Genomic DNA, 15,592 nt, shown 5'->3' on the forward strand with positions numbered 1-15,592 from the left:
ACGAAAGCATGACCGGCCGTGCGGACGGTGGCCCCGAGCGCACGGCACATCACCACGGGAGGTGCGACATGGGGCCCAGCCACCACTTCCACCTGGACCAGGGTGACCACTCGATCACCGTGAACGTCGGGCCCGGCCGGGCCGGAGAGGTCGAGCTCCTGGTCGACGGCAAGGTGGTCGCCTACCAGAAGGAACACAGCGCCGGGATGAACGTCCTGAGGGGCGAACTCCCCGAGGAGCCCGTCCACCCCTTCCGGGTCCTGCTGCGCCAGCCGCATCTCGTCCCCTCCATGCCCCGGTGCACGCTGGAGCTGGACGGCGTGGAGCAGCCCATGCCGGAGCGGCTCGTCCTCTGAGCGCGCCGCCGGACGAGCGTCGGAGCACGTCCTCACGTGTTGGGCCACCCGGCTGATTGTGGCCGCCGAGCGTTTTGTTCCCCGCGGGTTGAACGACGGTGCGGGACGGCAACGGCAGGACGATACGTCTGGCATCGGACGGACGCGGAGGCGAGGAGCGACGTGAGAAGAATTGCGCAGGCAGGGAGCATCGTCGGGGCATGCGGACTGGTGATGCTCGGCGGCGGGGTGGCCCAGGCCGTGTCCGTTCCGGGTGAGTCCCTGCTGTCGGCCGTGGCAGGCGCCGACGTCGGCACGGTGGCCGGCATGGTCTCCGGAGTGATCTGCAACAACCGCCTCGCAGACTTCAACTACAGGTCGCCGGTGTTCCGTTCACCGCACCCCTGCATCAACGGGCCGGTACACAGCGGCAACAGCATGAACAGCGGCAACTTCCTCAACCACGGCAATCCCAACAACAGCGGCAATCTCAAAAACACCAACGGGTCCACCAACAGCGGCGACAGCGTCACCGGCGCGTCGAAGGGCAGCGGCAACAACCTCCAGCGCATCCTCAAGCTGCACTGACCCGGACCGGGCCCCGGCCCGGTCATGGCCCGCGGTCCTCGCGAGCCGATCCGCGATCGCCCGGCGGCCTCCGCCGGGCGATCGCCGTTTCCGGCCCCCCAGCTCGCCGGCGCCCGGCCCGGCGGAACGACTCCGGCCCCGGACGAGCCGGGGCCGGAGGGTGTGGCGGATCAGCGTCGGATCACAGGCGCTGCTTGCCGCCGTGGCCGATGTGCTGCTGGTTGTTGCTGGTCTTGTTCTCGGCTCCGGTCGTGCCGCCCGCGTCGTCGTTGGTGTTGCCGTTGACGTTGGTCGGGCTACCGCTGTTGCTCTGGTTGCCGGACAGGTGGACGTTCTGCGAGTTCCGGACGTTTCCGCTGTTCAGCGGCCCGTTGATGCAGATCCTGGCGCGGTGCGAGCAGTTGAATCCGGCATGGAAGTTGGCGAACGTGTCGCTGTTGAACACGCCGCCCCCGTCGTCGAACGGCCCGTCCCATGCCAGTGCGGGCGACGCCCCGCCGGCGGCCAGGAGCAGACCGCACGCTCCCGCAATCACGAAATTCACCCGTGCCATGTTCTTCACTGTGTGCTCCTGCACCTCGCGGTTGGTACCCCGCGGTCTTGCTACCGGCCGTTGCCCCGTCCACCAAGCGTGCGCAACGGCCCGTCCCGCGCATTCACTCTGACCGATCACCGGATTCACCGTGACGGCCCTTTGGGACGGCGCGTCGACGGACGCCGGGTCGCCGCCGTCAGACCGGCAACCACAGCCGCTGATCCGGATAGATGAGGTCCGGGCCGTGCGCGAGGGTGTCCTTGTTCAGGTCGTACAGCGCCTTGGTGCCGCCCGGCGTGTGGGCGCGTGCGGCGATGACGGAAAGACAGTCCCCGGGGCGCACCACGTAGCTGGGTGCCGCGGGGCCGGCGACGGACCTGAGGCTGCGGGCCGGGGTGGCCCGTTGGCGGGCCCGCGCGGACGGGGCGGATTCCTGGCCGGCGGTGGTCGAGCCGCCGTCGGCGCGGTCGTCGCCCGACGTCACCCGGGCACAGTTCGGCCAGGCCGACAGGCCGCGGTCACGGACGATGCGCTCGCCGACGGCGATCTGCTGGGCGCGGGTGGCGAGGTCGGCACGCGGGGCGAAGCGCTCGCCACCGTACGCACGCCAGGTGGGGAGGTCGATCTGCAGCCCGCCGTGGTAGCCGTTGCCGGTGTTGATGTGCCAGCGGCCGCTGCTCTCGCAGGCGGCGATGCGCTCCCAGTCGGGCGCCGGTGGACCGGCGGTCACGCTGGTCGCCGCGACGCCCCGGCCGGCGAGGCCGAGGACGCCCAGGATGGCCAGCAGCACGGACAGCAGCGTTTCGACGGACCGTTTGGCAACGTGCGACGGCATGACGGTTTCCTCCGCTGTGCTCCGACAACGCCGTGGCGGAGTGACTCGCCACGGCCGGTGGGCACGCACCAACACACCCGGCACCACGGTTATTGGCGTGCTGAAGGAGCGCGACATGCACGTGTTTCACCCGGGTGGCCGCGCACGGACCGGTACGGCGGGCAGCAGGCGGGCAGCAGGAGCGTCGCACGCGGACAGCGCACGCGTGCGTCGAGAGCACGGCCGCGTCACACGACGACGACGGCGGCGGCTCATCGAGCACGGGCGGGTTCCGCACGGCCCCGCGCGGTCATGCCGTCGACCACTTTCCGCTCACCACCCACGGAAATCCCGCTACGCATGCGCTGCGTGCGGTTCTCGGGCTGGAGCTGGAAGAGGTCCGGGACCGGCGCCCCGAGGGGCTGAGCCGTAGAACTCCGAGCGTGGTACGGGTAGTTCAGGTCTGCCTGCGGACCGGCCGTTCCGGCTGGATCAGCGTCCGCGGATGTTTCACGTGGAACACGTCTGCGTCTGTGTCTGTGTCTGTGTCTGTGTCAGTTTCTGCTCTACCTCTACCTCTACCTCTGCGTCTGCGTCGCTTGCTCTGCTGGTTCGTCGTGCGGTTCCGCTACGGATCCTGCATCGGGATCCACTGCCGGACCGCTCCTCGGCGCGGAGCTGTCACACGCCTGGTCCGTCCGCAGCCCGTCCCTTGTCCGTCCCTCGTCCGCCCTTGTCAGGGCGTCAGAGCCGTCAGACGCAGCAGAGCCGTCACAGCCGTCAGGACTGTCCGAGCCGGCGAAATCTCAGGTCAAAGATCGACTGTCGCCGGGTTCAGATGACGCCGGCGGTGTGCGCACGATTGCGGGCCGCCGGGATGACAGCGCCGCGCGACTCGGCGGCGGCAGCGTTCGCGGGAGTGGTGGCGGTGGCCGTTGCGGTCCCGTCCTGATCGGCGCAGGCGTCGGCCGTCAGCGGTGCGGCGGTGTAGGTGCGACGGCTGCGCATGCCGGGTGAGGTGCCGTGTGCCTCGGCAAGAATGCGCTGCTTGATCGTCGGCGGCAGTTCGGGCCGCCGGAACCTCCGGGCCGAGCCGATCTGGCCGTACAGCGGCACACCGCGCGGAGCGGGCACGGACGGCGACCCCGCTCCTGGACCCCGGTCCGGTGCGCCGCAGCCCACCGCCTTAGGGACCTCGGCGCCCGGGGCTTCGGTGCCCGCGCTCTCCTTGCCCAGGGTCCGCTCGTACAGTGCGGCGTCCCGGCGTGCCGCCGAGGCGGCCGCGGAGACACCCAGTGATGCCAGCAGCTTGCCGAGCACGGCAAGACACACCGCCCAGAACTTCATGACCTTGGTCGCAGCCATGGCCCCTCACTTTCGGTCAGGATCTCCCCGAGAGATCCGTTGCGTCTGCTTCCGTTCGTGCCTGTGGTGCATCGCTCCAGTGGCGTCGCTTCCGGGTGCACCGCTCGGATGGCGTCGCTTCTGTTGCGTTTTCTTATGATGAGTACGCAATGGGAGGATTCACGGACCGACGCCCCCGGATCGGCGTTCTTCCGATGAACACCACCCGTACGCAGTAGCCACGGCCGTCGGAGGACGAGGGACAGCAGGTCACGGGCCCCCGCCGGGCGATGTTTCGGCCGCTTCGCGGCGCCGGCCGAGGTGCCGGCGGGTGCGCCGGGCGGATCCCTGGGGTATGGCCCGGCTCAGGCCGGTGTCAACTCGCCGGTACGCGCCATCTGCGCCATCATCCGCACGCCCGTCGGCTCGGGGATGCCGGGCGGGATGATCAGCAGGTCCCAGCGTCCGTGGCCCATCGCGACCAGGCAGACGGTGTCCGGACCGGGACGTCCGGCGGTTCTGCGGAGGCGGACCACATGGCCCTCGACGAGGATGTGGGCGGGGAGCGCGGGCCAGGCCTTGCCGTTCACCGTCGCGTGGGTGATGCGAGGCCAGTCGAAGGGCAACGCGGTCAGCAGCTCGGGAAGTTCGGCCAGCAGGTCGGCCGAGTGCGGCCACCAGACACCGTCGATGCGCCGCGCCGTATCGGTGTGCGGGGCGAAGGTCAGGCGGGCGACGGGCGGGGGTGCATGGTGCCGGTGCGGGGGCGGGTGGGGCTGGTCTCCGGCGGCGACGGTCATGTGGTGCTCCCGATACGGCGGGCCGCCACCCGTGCCGGGTCGGGCCAGCGCACGTCCCGGACCCAGCCGAGGCGCTCGAAGAGCCGGATGACGGCGGCGGACACGTCGAGCTGTCCGCGGTCGACGCCGTGCCGGGCGCAGGTCGGGTCGGCGTGGTGCAGGTTGTGCCAGCTCTCGCCGAACGACAGCAGGGCCAGCGGCCACAGATTGGTCGCCCGGTCGTGGCGGCGGGTGCGGAACGGCCGCTCACCGATGACATGGCAGAGCGAATTGACGCTCCAGGTCACGTGGTGCAGCAGCGCGATCCGGATGAACCCCGCCCACAGCAGGGCGGTCAGCGCGGTGACCCAGGTGCCGCCGAGCGCCCAGCCGAGCGCGAAGGGCAGGCCGAGGGTGAGCAGGCACAGCACGGGGAACGCCCGGTCCACCGCCCGGATCCCGGGGTCGGCGAGCAGATCGGGCGCGAAGCGGCGGTGTGAGGTGGGGTCGTCGCCGAACAGCCAGCCGATGTGCGAGTGCACCAGTCCGCGCAGCTGACCGCGCAGGCTGGTGCCGTAGCGGTACGGCGAGTGCGGATCGCCGGGGCGGTCGGTGTAGGCGTGATGGCGACGGTGCGTGGCGACCCAGTCGATGACATCGCCCTGGAAGCTGAGCGAGCCGGCGAGGGCGAGCGCGACGCGCAGCGCGGGGGCGGCCGTATAGCTGCCGTGGGTCAGGCCGCGGTGGAAGCCGACGGTGACGCCCAGACCACTGACGACGTAGAAGACCGCCAGGAGGACGAGGTCGGTGAGGTGGACGACGCTGCCCCACAGGAGGGGGATGCCGACGGCCAGCCCGACGAAGGGGGCGACGACGATGATGCCGGTCACCGTGGTGTACATCCTGCGCCCGCTGCTCGGTGGGGACTCGGCGCCGCTGTCGGGGAACGGCGAGGTCCCGTCGTAGTCCCGAGCGGGCGGGAGACCGCGAGAGGTGGACGTCACAGGTCGCTTCCCGCCTTGCCGGAGGGCGGCGGTGGCCCGGCGATGTCCGCGCCGGGAGGAGGAGCACCGCCCTGCCGCTGCTGTTTCCGCCGCCGCCTCGACTGCTTCCAGTCCGCGTACCGGTGGTGGGCCATCCGCCCGGTGCTCTGCGCATTGACCCGGGCGATGATCAGCACCCCCAGCGCGACCAGCGCCAGCAGCACGACCACGGTCCACAGCGTCTGCATGTGCTCACCTCGCCGAATACCTCGGTCACCCTCGGCATCCCTCGGTGGTCCGGTGCTTTCACGGTACCCCGAGTGGGCGTAGTGCATCCCCGTACGAGCCCTATGGGTAGCTCTGGGCAGATATCGCCGTATACGGCGTGCGCGGATCGCCACGTACGGCCTGCATGCCGGTCGGTCCGGAGGCCGTGGTCCGGAGGCCGCAGTGCGTAGTCCGTAGCCCAGAGTCCGGAGGCTGGAGGCCGGAGTCCCGCACCATCTACAGGGGTGTAAAAGTACGCTGAAGGGGTCGGCCGCGGCGGGCTCCGGGGCGGGCGGCGTCGGTGGCCGGATCCGGCCGCTCAGTAGGATGCTGCGGCGTCCCGGCCCTCGGGACATCCGGCGCGACGGGAGGCGACGGCATGGGCGGGAAGTCCTTCGGAAGGCCGCCGGGCGGTGCGGGGGACCCCGGCCGGGCAGCGCCGGAACCGGAGGAGTGCGGCGGCGGTGGACGCGAGCGCGCCCGCCGGCGCGGGCAGGGCCAGCTGGAGGCCCAGGTGCTGGCCGCGCTGCACCGCGCGCCGGGCCCGGCCGGTGCCGCCTGGGTGCAGGAACGGCTCGGCGGCGACCTCGCGTACACGACCGTGATGACGATCCTGTCCCGGCTGCACGCCAAGCAGGCCGTCACCCGCGAGCGGTCCGGGCGCTCCTACCTCTGGAGCCCGGCCGCCGACGAGGCCGGGCTCGCCGCCCTGCGGATGCGCCGCGTCCTGGACGGCGAACCGGACCGGGACGCCGTCCTGACCAGCTTCGTCTCCACCCTCTCCGCGCAGGACGAGCAGCTGCTGCGCACCCTCCTCGACCGCGCCGCGGAAGGGGCCCCGGGCGCGGACCGGGGCTCGGACGAAGCACGCGGAGGCTGACCGGTGGGCGTCTTCGTGTTCCTGCCGCTCGTCCTGCCGCTCACCGCACTGCCGATCGCCCGGCTCGCGGAACAGCATCTCCATCCGCGGGCCACCACCCGGCTGCTGACCCTGCTCGCCGCGGTCCTCGGGCTGTGCAGCACCCTGTGCCTGGGACTGCTGGTGGTGGTCGGCACCGCCCAGCTGCCCGGCAATCCGCTGCCCGACGGCTGGTCGGACCCGGAGGTGCGGGCCGCGGTCCCGTTCGCCGAGGTCGCCGGCACCGCCGCGATCCCCCTGCTGACCGCGGCGCTCACCGTGTGCGGGAGCACACTGCGCCGGCACCACCGCGTCCGGGCCCGCGTCCACCACGCACTGGACGCCTTGCCGGCCGGCGCCGACCCCGCGGTGCTGCCGGACGACGATCCGTACGCCTACGCCGTGCCCGGCACCCCGGCCCGGCCCGGGCGCCCCGCCAGGCCCGGCCGGATCGCGGTCTCCCACGGGATGCTGCGCAGCCTGGACGGCGACGAGGTACGCGCGCTGTTCGCCCACGAGCGCGCCCACCTGACCTGCCATCACCACCGTGCGCTGCTCGCCGTCCGCCTGGCCGGCTGTGTCAACCCGCTGCTGCTGCCACTGCGTTCGGCGGTCGCCTTCGCCACCGAGCGCTGGGCGGACGAGGAGGCCGCGCGGGTGGTGGGCGACCGGCGGCTGACCGCCCGGGCGGTGGGCCGGGCGGCGCTGGTCGCGCGGCCCGCACCGCACCCGGAGCTGGCGCACTTCGCCGGGCCCGAACCGGGGCCGGTGCCGCGCCGGGTGGCGGCGCTGCTCGGGCCCGTGCCGCCGGCCCGCCCCTGGCCGCCGGCGCTGACCCCGGCGGGCCTGGCGGCTCTGATCGCCGCGGCCGGCACCGCCGCCTCCGCGCTGTGTGCGCTCAACGCAGCCGTCGCGCTGTTCGTTGTTCTGAAGGCGGCAACGCCGCTCTGAGTGCACACTGACCCTTGACCCGTACCGGGCAGGCACGGCGCACCGCGCGGTGAGCCGCCCCGTACCCGGCAACTTCTACACGTCTGTAGAACTTCCCGGTAGAGTATGCGCGCATTGCGCAACAGGCGCGTCCAAAGGGGGAGATGGCGACGAGGTGCGGACTCCTGACCTGGGACTGCCCGCCTCCAGAGGCGGAGGTGCGATGGGTCTATCAGCCGGTGGAGGTCCAATACCCGGACGGCAGATGGACATTGGGCCGGATCAACGCCTGGTGGACGGACGGGGCGGGCGAGTTGTGGTGCCGGCTGCGGACCCTGCCGGGCGGTGCGTGCCCGCAGTGGCTGCGTTACGACCCCGAGTCGATCCTGCTCCTGCCCAGCACCGGCCTCTGACCCCTTCGTCCCTGCCGGCCCCGCCGGCCCGTCCGGCCGCCGCGAGCGCCCCTCCCCCCGTACGGCATCACCCGCATCAGCAGCATCAGAAGGACCAGAAGGGCCACCGGCGTGCATGACAGGCAGAGGCACCAGCAGACGGCCCGGCGGGGCACCGACGTCGCCCCCGGAGCGCCCCCTGCCGCCGGTGACGGCTCCCGCGGACCCGGCAACTCCCGTACGTCCGGCGCCCCCTCGCGCCGCGGGCCGGCCGGTTCGGCCGACGGCTCCCGCGCCGGCTCCCGGAAGGCGGGCCGGCCGGACAAGGTACGGATGACCCGCCGCGGCCGCATCGTCGTCTGGACCGGCGGCGTGCTCGGCGTGCTGGTGCTCGGCACCGCCGGCGTCGGGGCGTGGGTCTATCAGCACCTGGACAGCAACATCCACGGCGCGGACATCGGGATCGACGGAGCCCGGCCGGTCAATCTCAGCCCCGGCTCCAAGAACATCCTGGTCGTCGGCTCGGACAGCCGGGCCGGCGCCAATGCCAAATACGGCCGGGGCCTGACGACCATGCAGTCGGACACGCTGATGCTCGTGCACATCGCGGCCAACCGGAAGTGGGCCACCGCGCTGTCCTTCCCCCGGGACTCCTGGGTGCAGATCCCCGCCTGCACCCGCGGCAACGGCTCACAGTCGTCCCCGCACCACTTCAAGATCAACGAGGCGTTCTCGATCGGCGGGGACTCCGGGGACATCACCAAGGCCGCGGCCTGCACCATCAAGACCGTCGAGAAGAACACCGGACTGCGCGTCGACCACTTCGCCTCGGTCGACTTCCAGGGCTTCAAGGGCATGGTCAACGCCCTGGGCGGCATAGAGGTCTGCCCCAAGCACGCCATCCACGACAAGAAGGCCCATCTGGACCTGGGGGCGGGCTGCCAGACCGTCCGGGACGAGAAGGCGCTGGGCTACGTCCGCACCCGCTACAGCGTCGGCGACGGCTCCGACCTCGGCCGGATCGGCCGCCAGCAGGAGTTCATGAAGGCCCTGGGCGCCAAGGCGCAGGCCAAGCTCACCAGCCCCGGCGAGCTCTACGATTTCCTGGACTCGGCCACCAAGTCCCTCACCACCGACAAGGCCCTGGCCGGCATCAAGCCGCTCTACGACCTGGCCTCGACCGTCAAGGACATCCCCTCCGACCGGCTCACGTTCGTGACCGTCCCCAACTACTACCGCGAGGCGGACGTCCCCACCGACAAGGCCAATGTGATCTGGCAATACCCCCAGGCTTCCCAGCTGTTCAGCGATATCGCGCACGACCGGGAGCTCGGCGCCGCCGGGAAGAAGAAGCTCGCCGAGGCCGCCAAGAACCCGGTGACCGCCCACTCCGTGCAGGTCCGCGTCCTCAACGGCACCGGCATCCCCGGCCGGGCCGCCTCCGCCGCCGACCAGCTGCGCAAGCTCGGCTTCACGGTCGTCGCCACCGGCAACGCCCCGTCGGCGGACAGGACGACCCTCACGTACCCGGCCGCGCTCAAGATCCAGAGCGAGGTGCTCGCCGCCCGCCTCCCGGGGACCAAGGCCACGGAGTCGGCTCAGGCGGCTCCGGGCGCGGTGACGCTGACGATCGGGCCGGACTTCCGGGTGCAGGAGTAGCGCTTTCCGGGGGCAGGAAGCGATTCCGGGCGCAGGACCAGGCGTCCGGGCGCAAGTGGCGGGCGTCCGGCCGGCGCCGGCCGCTTTGGCGGGCCGGGTCCACCGGGCGCCGCACCGGGTGCGTCGCCGTCGTCGGTCAGACGCGCAGCCGCTCCACCGGGCGGGACGTGTGCACCTCGATGTCGTGTGCGGCCCGCTGCAACAGCTGATGGCTGAGGTCGGACATCGCCCGTGCCACCGCCAGCTCGTCTCCGATGTCGGGGACGTTCTCATCGGCGGGGTTGCAGCGCGCCGACCCCTGGCCGACCAGCTGCCCGCCCTCCTTGCCACGCAGCCGGGCCTCGGCCCGGACCTCGCTGTCGTCCTCGGTGATGCTGATCTCGGCGTTCCATGTCTTCGTGCCGGTCACCGGAAGCCTCCTCGTACGCCCCCCAAGCAGCACATGAACCACCCCCACACAAATCGTCGCACCGGCAACCATCGACCGCACCTGGGGCGATACCCCGGGAGAGACCTGGGGCGACACCTGGGGCGATCCGCACCATGATCAGGGGGTTTTCCCCATGGTGGGGCCGTGCCGGGCCGCCCTGGCCTCACGTCGGGCACTCGGCGGGCGCACCGCCCCCCGGACCAACTACCGATCACCTCGGGGGGAATTCATGCGCATGCGGGTCCGCTTCACCGCCGTCGTCGCGACGGCCGGCATCGGGATGTGCGGCGTCAGCGCCAGCGGTGCCGCCCGGGGTACGGGGACGCCCCGGCCCCCCGGCCGGGGCGGCTCCGCGCCCGGGTCAGTCCTCGCGACCGGGTCAGTCCTCGCCCTCCAGCTCCCCTTCGGTCTCCAGGAACGCCTCCCGCAGCGCCGCCAGCGTCTCGGCGTCCGGCTTCTCCCACATCCCGCGGGACTCGGCCTCCAGGAGACGTTCGGCGATGCCGTGCAGGGCCCAGGGGTTGGCCTCCTGGAGGAACGCGCGGTTCTCCGGGTCCAGGACGTAGGCCTGGGCGAGCTTGTCGTACATCCAGTCGGCGACCACGCCCGTGGTGGCGTCGTAGCCGAACAAGTAGTCCACGGTGGCGGCGAGTTCGAAGGCGCCCTTGTAGCCGTGGCGCCGCATCGCCTCGATCCAGCGGGGGTTGACCACCCGGGCGCGGAAGACCCGCGAGGTCTCCTCGACCAGGGTGCGGGTGCGGACCGTCTCGGGCCGGGTCGAGTCACCGATGTACGCCTCGGGCGCCTTGCCCTTGAGCGCCTTGACGGTGGCGACCATCCCGCCGTGGTACTGGAAGTAGTCGTCGGAGTCCGCGATGTCGTGCTCGCGGGTGTCGGTGTTCTTGGCGGCGACCGCGATGCGCTTGTAGGCGGTCTCCATCTCCTCCCGGGCCGGGCGGCCTTCGAGGCCGCGGCCGTAGGCGTAGCCGCCCCAGACGGTGTACACCTCGGCGAGGTCGGCGTCGGTGCGCCAGTCGCGGGAGTCGATCAGCTGGAGCAGGCCCGCGCCGTACGTCCCCGGGCGGGAGCCGAAGATGCGGGTGGTGGCGCGCCGCTCGTCGCCGTGCGCGGCCAGGTCGGCCTGGGCGTGGGCGCGGACGAAGTTGGACTCCGCGGGCTCGTCCAGGCCGGCGACCAGCCGTACCGCGTCGTCGAGGAGGCCGATGACGTGCGGGAAGGCGTCGCGGAAGAAGCCGGAGATGCGCAGCGTGACGTCGACGCGGGGACGGCCCAGCTCGGCGAGCGGGATCGGCTCCAGTCCGTTGACCCGGCGCGAGGCGTCGTCCCAGACGGGGCGGACACCCAGCAGCGCGAGGGCCTCGGCCACGTCGTCGCCGCTGGTGCGCATCGCGCTGGTGCCCCACAGGGACAGGCCGACCGACTGCGGCCAGTCGCCGTTGTCGCTCCGGTAGCGCTCCAGCAGGGAGTCGGCGAGGGCCTGGCCGGTCTCCCAGGCGAGACGGGAGGGCACGGCCTTCGGGTCGACGGAGTAGAAGTTGCGGCCCGTCGGGAGGACGTTGACCAGGCCGCGGAGTGGGGAGCCGGAGGGACCGGCCGGGACGAAGCCGCCGTTCAGCGCGTGCACCGCGTGGTCGATCTCGTCGGTGGTGGCGGCCAGGCGCGGGACGACCTGGCGGGCGGCGAAGTCGAGGATGTCGGCGACCGCGGACGGATGGCCCGCGGCGGCGCCGGCCACCGCCGCCGGGTCCCAGTCGGCGTCCTCCATCGCCTGGACCAGGGCCCGGGCCTTCTCCTCCGCCTCGTCGGCGGTGGTCCGGGTGGCCGCGGACTCGTCCAGCCCGAGCGCCTCGCGCAGACCGGGCAGCGCCGAGGTACCGCCCCAGATCTGCCGGGCGCGCAGGATCGACAGCACGAGGTTCACCCGCGCCTCGCCGGTCGGCGCGCCGCCCAGGACGTGCAGTCCGTCGCGGATCTGGGCGTCCTTGACCTCGCACAGCCAGCCGTCGACGTGCAGCAGGAAGTCGTCGAAGCCCTCGTCGTCGGGGCGTTCGTCCATGCCCAGGTCGTGGTCGAGCTTGGCGGCCTGGATCAGCGTCCAGATCTGGGCGCGGATCGCGGGCAGCTTGGCCGGGTCCATGGCGGAGATCGCCGCGTACTCGTCGAGCAGCTGCTCCAGGCGCGCGATGTCGCCGTAGGACTCGGCGCGGGCCATCGGCGGGACGAGGTGGTCGACGAGGGTGGCGTGCACCCGGCGCTTGGCCTGGGTGCCCTCGCCGGGGTCGTTGACCAGGAAGGGGTAGACGAGGGGGAGGTCGCCGAGGGCGGCGTCCGGGCCGCAGGCGGCGGACAGCCCGGCGTTCTTGCCGGGCAGCCACTCCAGGTTGCCGTGCTTGCCCAGGTGGACCATGGCGTGTGCGCCGAATCCGCCGTCGTCCTCGGCGGCGGCGATCCAGCGGTAGGCGGCCAAGTAGTGGTGCGAGGGCGGCAGATCGGGGTCGTGGTAGATCGCGATCGGGTTCTCGCCGAAGCCGCGCGGCGGCTGGATGAGGACGAGCAGATTGCCGCGGCGCAGGGCGGCCAGCACGATGTCGCCCTCGGGGTTGCGGCTGCGGTCGACGAACATCTCGCCGGGCGGCGGGCCCCAGTGCTGCTCGACACAGTCGCGCAGCTCCTGCGGGAGGGTGGCGTACCAGCGCCGGTAGTCGGCGGCCGGGATGCGGACCGGGTTGCGGGCGAGCTGCTCCTCGGTGAGCCACTCCTGGTCGTGGCCACCGGCCTCGATGAGGGCGTAGATCAGCTCGTCGCCGTCGCCGGATTCCAGACCGGGGACCTCCTCGGCGCCGAAGTCGTAGCCGTCGGCCCGCAGCCGGCGCAGCAGCGCGACGGCGCTGGCCGGGGTGTCCAGGCCGACCGCGTTGCCGATCCGGGAGTGCTTGGTCGGGTACGCGGACAGCACCAGCGCGAGGCGCTTCTCGGCGGCCGGGACATGGCGCAGCCGGGCGTGGCGGACGGCGATCCCGGCGACCCGGGACGCGCGCTCGGGGTCGGCCACGTACACCGGCAGACCGTCCTCGTCGACCTCCTTGAAGGAGAACGGAACGGTGATCAGACGGCCGTCGAATTCGGGCACCGCGATCTGCGAGGCGGCGTCCAGCGGGGACAGCCCCTCGTCGTTCTCCTCCCAGGCGCTGCGCGGCCCGGTCAGGCACAGGGCCTGGAGGATGGGGACGTCGAGCGCGGCCAGCGCACCGGCGTCCCAGGCCTCGTCGTCCCCGCCGGCGGAGGCGTCCGCCGGCTTGCTGCCGCCCGCGGCGAGGACCGTGGTGACCAGGGCGTCGGCGGCTCCCAAGGCCTCGATCAGCTCCGGCTCGGGGGCGCGCAGGGAGGCGACGAAGAGCGGGCGGGCCCGGCCGCCCGCGGCCTCGATCTGCTCGCAGAGGGTCCGCACGAACCCGGTGTTGCCGCTCATGTGGTGGGCGCGGTAGTAGAGCACCGCGATCAGCGGGCCGCTGTCGTTGCGGGACTCCCACTCCAGCGGCCCCCAGGACGGGGCGGGCGCCGGCGGCTCGAAGCCGTGGCCGGTCAGCAGCACCGTGTCGGAGAGGAAGCGGGCGAGCTGGTCGAGGTTGGCGGGGCCGCCGTGCGCGAGGTAGGCGTGCGCCTCGGCCGCGATGCCGACCGGGACCGTGGACTGCTCCATGAGCTGAGCATCGGGGGCCTGTTCACCGGTGAGCACGACGACGGGCCGGTGCTGGTCCTCGGCGAGCAGCAGGTCCAGGCCCTCCTGCCAGGCGCGGATGCCGCCCAGGAGGCGTACGACGACGAGGTCCACGCCCTCCAGCAGGGCCGGCAGCCCGTCGACGTCCAGGCGGGCGGGGTTGGCGAGCCGGTACGGCACCGGGCCCGTGGCCGCGCGGGCGCTGAGCAGGTCGGTGTCGGAGGTCGACAGCAGCAGAAGCATGCGAGCGCAGGCCTTCCTCGGGGTGTCCGCGCCCCGGGTGGTCGTAGGGACGGCGGGAGTTCCTGACTCACCCGGCGCCTGCCGGGTTCACAGTGGCGGGACCGCGCCGGATTTGCACCGGGCTTCCTCCCTGGGGTCGCACGACCCCACGCCGTCGCTGGCGTCCGGCGGATCAGCCGACCCACCGACCTGCATAGTAAGGGCTGCACCCGGGGGAGGTAAGCGGGCCTTTGCGACGGCCGGCCCCGGGTGGGGGTGAGGGGGGTCCGGGGCCGGTTCCGGCGTGCGCCGTCGTAGGTATGCTCGCCGCCATGCCGCCCTCCCCCTCGATACGCCCCCAAGGGGCCGAACCGCCCATACGGGACCGCGGTGACGCCTGCCCGGGAGCGCTGCGGCTGCACTCCGCCGCCGACGGGAACCTCGCCCGAGTGCGGCTGCCCGCAGGAGACTTGACGGCCCATCAGGCGCAGGCGCTGGCCACCGCCGCGGACCGGCTCGGCGACGGCCACCTCTCGCTGACCTCACGCGGCAACGTAGAGCTCCGCGGCCTGCCCGACGGCTGCGGCGCCGAGCTGGCCGCCCTGCTGCGCGATGCCGGACTCCTGCCCTCCGCGCGCCACGAACGCGTCCGCAACATCCTCGCCTCCCCCCTGGCCGGACTGGACCGCAACACCCCTGCCGATGTGCGCCGATGGGCCGGTGAGCTGGACGGACTGCTCTGTGCGAGCGAGCGGGCGAGCGCGCTGTCGGGCCGCTTCCTCTTCGTCCTGGACGACGGCCGGGGTGACGTGGCGACGCTCGGCGGGGATGTGAGCTTGGTCGCAGAAGCGGACCGGGCCGCGGCACCCGCCGGGCCCGGGGGCACCGCGCTGCTGCGGGTCGGCGACGATCCGGCGGCGCTGCGGATCGCCGGCCCGGACGCCCCGCGGGCCGCGCTCGGCGCCGCCGAGGCCTTCCTGACCGCCGCGGCGGCGCGCGGCAGCGGCGCCTGGCGGGTCCGTGAACTGCCCGCCGAACAGCCGCTGACCGCCCGGGAGGTGGCGGCACACCTGCACGAAACCGGCATCACCCCCACATATGTGACGCAGGCACCGACGCCCACCTCCCCGCCGTCCCCCCGCTCCGCGGCCCCCGGGATCGTCGACGGCCCCGACGGCACGGCGTCGCTCTGTGTCCTGGCACCGCTGGGCCGGCTGACGCTCGCCCAGTGGCAACTGCTGACCGCCGTCGCCGCCGACGACGGCCGCGGCACGCTGCGGCTGACCCCCTGGCGCGGCATCGTCCTCCCCGGACTGCCGGCCGACTCGGCCGCCGCCCGGCTGTCCGCGCTGGCGACCGCCGGACTGATCACCGACCCGGCCTCTCCCTGGCACCGCCTCGGCGCCTGCACCGGCCGCCCCGGCTGCGCCAAGTCGCTCACCGACGTCCGCGCCGACGCCGCGGCCGCCGTCGCCGCGGGCGCCCGCATCCCCGGCGCTCCCCCCACTGCCGTCCCGGACGGCCTGCCCGTCCACTGGTCCGGCTGCGAACGCCGCTGCGGCCACCCCCACGGCGCATGGGTGGACGTACGGGCAACGGGGGAGGGCTACCGGGTGGCGGTCGTCCGCCCGGACACCGCACCGCCCCCCGACGACGCCCCGGCGCCACCCCCGTGAC

General features: G+C 73.0%; 15 protein-coding genes and 1 riboswitch. Of the genes, 7 read left to right on the top strand and 8 right to left on the bottom strand.

Features of this window, described 5'->3' with window-relative positions; genetic code table 11:
* Positions 1-68: 68 nt before the first annotated feature.
* Both EST92_RS04890 and EST92_RS04895 read left to right on the top strand, forming a co-directional pair.
* Positions 69-356 (top strand): hypothetical protein, encoded by a 288-nt coding sequence (locus EST92_RS04890; protein WP_129249949.1) that lies wholly within the window; start codon positions 69-71, stop codon positions 354-356.
* A 213-nt stretch (positions 357-569) separates the two neighbouring features.
* Positions 570-923: a hypothetical protein gene (locus tag EST92_RS04895; protein ID WP_129279709.1), complete on the top strand. Its 354-nt coding sequence runs from the start codon at positions 570-572 to the stop codon at positions 921-923.
* A gap of 181 nt (positions 924-1,104) precedes the next feature.
* Here the strand turns inward: EST92_RS04895 and EST92_RS04900 are convergent, their stop codons facing one another.
* The 6 genes from EST92_RS04900 to EST92_RS04925 form a co-directional block, all read right to left on the bottom strand.
* A complete protein-coding gene (locus EST92_RS04900) occupies positions 1,105-1,485 on the bottom strand; it encodes a hypothetical protein (protein WP_129249963.1) in 381 nt (126 codons plus the stop codon).
* Between the two features lie 169 nt (positions 1,486-1,654).
* Entirely contained in the window at positions 1,655-2,293 is a 639-nt protein-coding gene (locus tag EST92_RS04905; protein ID WP_129279699.1) for a transglycosylase family protein, read from the bottom strand.
* Between the two features lie 813 nt (positions 2,294-3,106).
* Entirely contained in the window at positions 3,107-3,637 is a 531-nt protein-coding gene (locus EST92_RS04910; RefSeq protein ID WP_129279700.1) for a DUF6344 domain-containing protein, read from the bottom strand.
* A 344-nt stretch (positions 3,638-3,981) separates the two neighbouring features.
* Entirely contained in the window at positions 3,982-4,416 is a 435-nt protein-coding gene (locus EST92_RS04915) for a DUF5994 family protein (protein ID WP_129279701.1), read from the bottom strand.
* The gene (locus tag EST92_RS04920; protein WP_129279702.1) at positions 4,413-5,399 is read right to left on the bottom strand and encodes a fatty acid desaturase; all 987 of its coding nucleotides are present in this window, start codon (positions 5,397-5,399) and stop codon (positions 4,413-4,415) included. The genes EST92_RS04915 and EST92_RS04920 overlap by 4 nt, the downstream gene beginning before the upstream one ends.
* Complete coding sequence (locus EST92_RS04925) at positions 5,396-5,626, bottom strand: hypothetical protein (protein WP_129279703.1); 231 nt, start codon at positions 5,624-5,626, stop codon at positions 5,396-5,398. Before EST92_RS04925 ends, EST92_RS04920 begins: the two co-directional genes overlap by 4 nt.
* Positions 5,627-6,024: 398 nt before the next feature.
* Between EST92_RS04925 and EST92_RS04930 the strand changes: the two genes are divergently transcribed.
* From EST92_RS04930 to EST92_RS04945, 4 genes are all read left to right on the top strand, one after another.
* Positions 6,025-6,525, top strand: a complete 501-nt coding sequence (locus EST92_RS04930) for a BlaI/MecI/CopY family transcriptional regulator (protein ID WP_254068518.1) — start codon at positions 6,025-6,027, stop codon at positions 6,523-6,525.
* A gap of 3 nt (positions 6,526-6,528) precedes the next feature.
* Positions 6,529-7,494 (top strand): M56 family metallopeptidase, encoded by a 966-nt coding sequence (locus EST92_RS04935; RefSeq protein ID WP_129279704.1) that lies wholly within the window; start codon positions 6,529-6,531, stop codon positions 7,492-7,494.
* Positions 7,495-7,637: 143 nt separating this feature from the next.
* A complete protein-coding gene (locus EST92_RS04940; protein ID WP_244942611.1) occupies positions 7,638-7,886 on the top strand; it encodes a hypothetical protein in 249 nt (82 codons plus the stop codon).
* Positions 7,887-8,198: 312 nt separating this feature from the next.
* Positions 8,199-9,524 carry an LCP family protein gene (locus tag EST92_RS04945; RefSeq protein ID WP_129279711.1) on the top strand — a complete coding sequence of 442 codons (1,326 nt, stop codon included), beginning with the start codon at positions 8,199-8,201 and terminating at the stop codon, positions 9,522-9,524.
* Between the two features lie 136 nt (positions 9,525-9,660).
* Here the strand turns inward: EST92_RS04945 and EST92_RS04950 are convergent, their stop codons facing one another.
* Entirely contained in the window at positions 9,661-9,933 is a 273-nt protein-coding gene (locus tag EST92_RS04950; protein ID WP_129279705.1) for a DUF1876 domain-containing protein, read from the bottom strand.
* Positions 9,934-10,333: 400 nt separating this feature from the next.
* A complete protein-coding gene (cobN, locus tag EST92_RS04955) occupies positions 10,334-13,936 on the bottom strand; it encodes a cobaltochelatase subunit CobN (RefSeq protein WP_129279706.1) in 3,603 nt (1,200 codons plus the stop codon).
* Between the two features lie 56 nt (positions 13,937-13,992).
* Positions 13,993-14,065, bottom strand: a riboswitch (cobalamin riboswitch).
* Positions 14,066-14,247: 182 nt separating this feature from the next.
* On the opposite strand from cobN, the gene cobG reads away from it, so the two are divergent.
* Entirely contained in the window at positions 14,248-15,591 is a 1,344-nt protein-coding gene (gene cobG, locus EST92_RS04960) for a precorrin-3B synthase (RefSeq protein ID WP_254068520.1), read from the top strand.
* Position 15,592 lies beyond the last annotated feature (1 nt).

This window comes from Streptomyces sp. TM32, from assembly GCF_004122755.1.
Lineage (GTDB): Bacteria > Actinomycetota > Actinomycetes > Streptomycetales > Streptomycetaceae > Streptomyces > Streptomyces sioyaensis.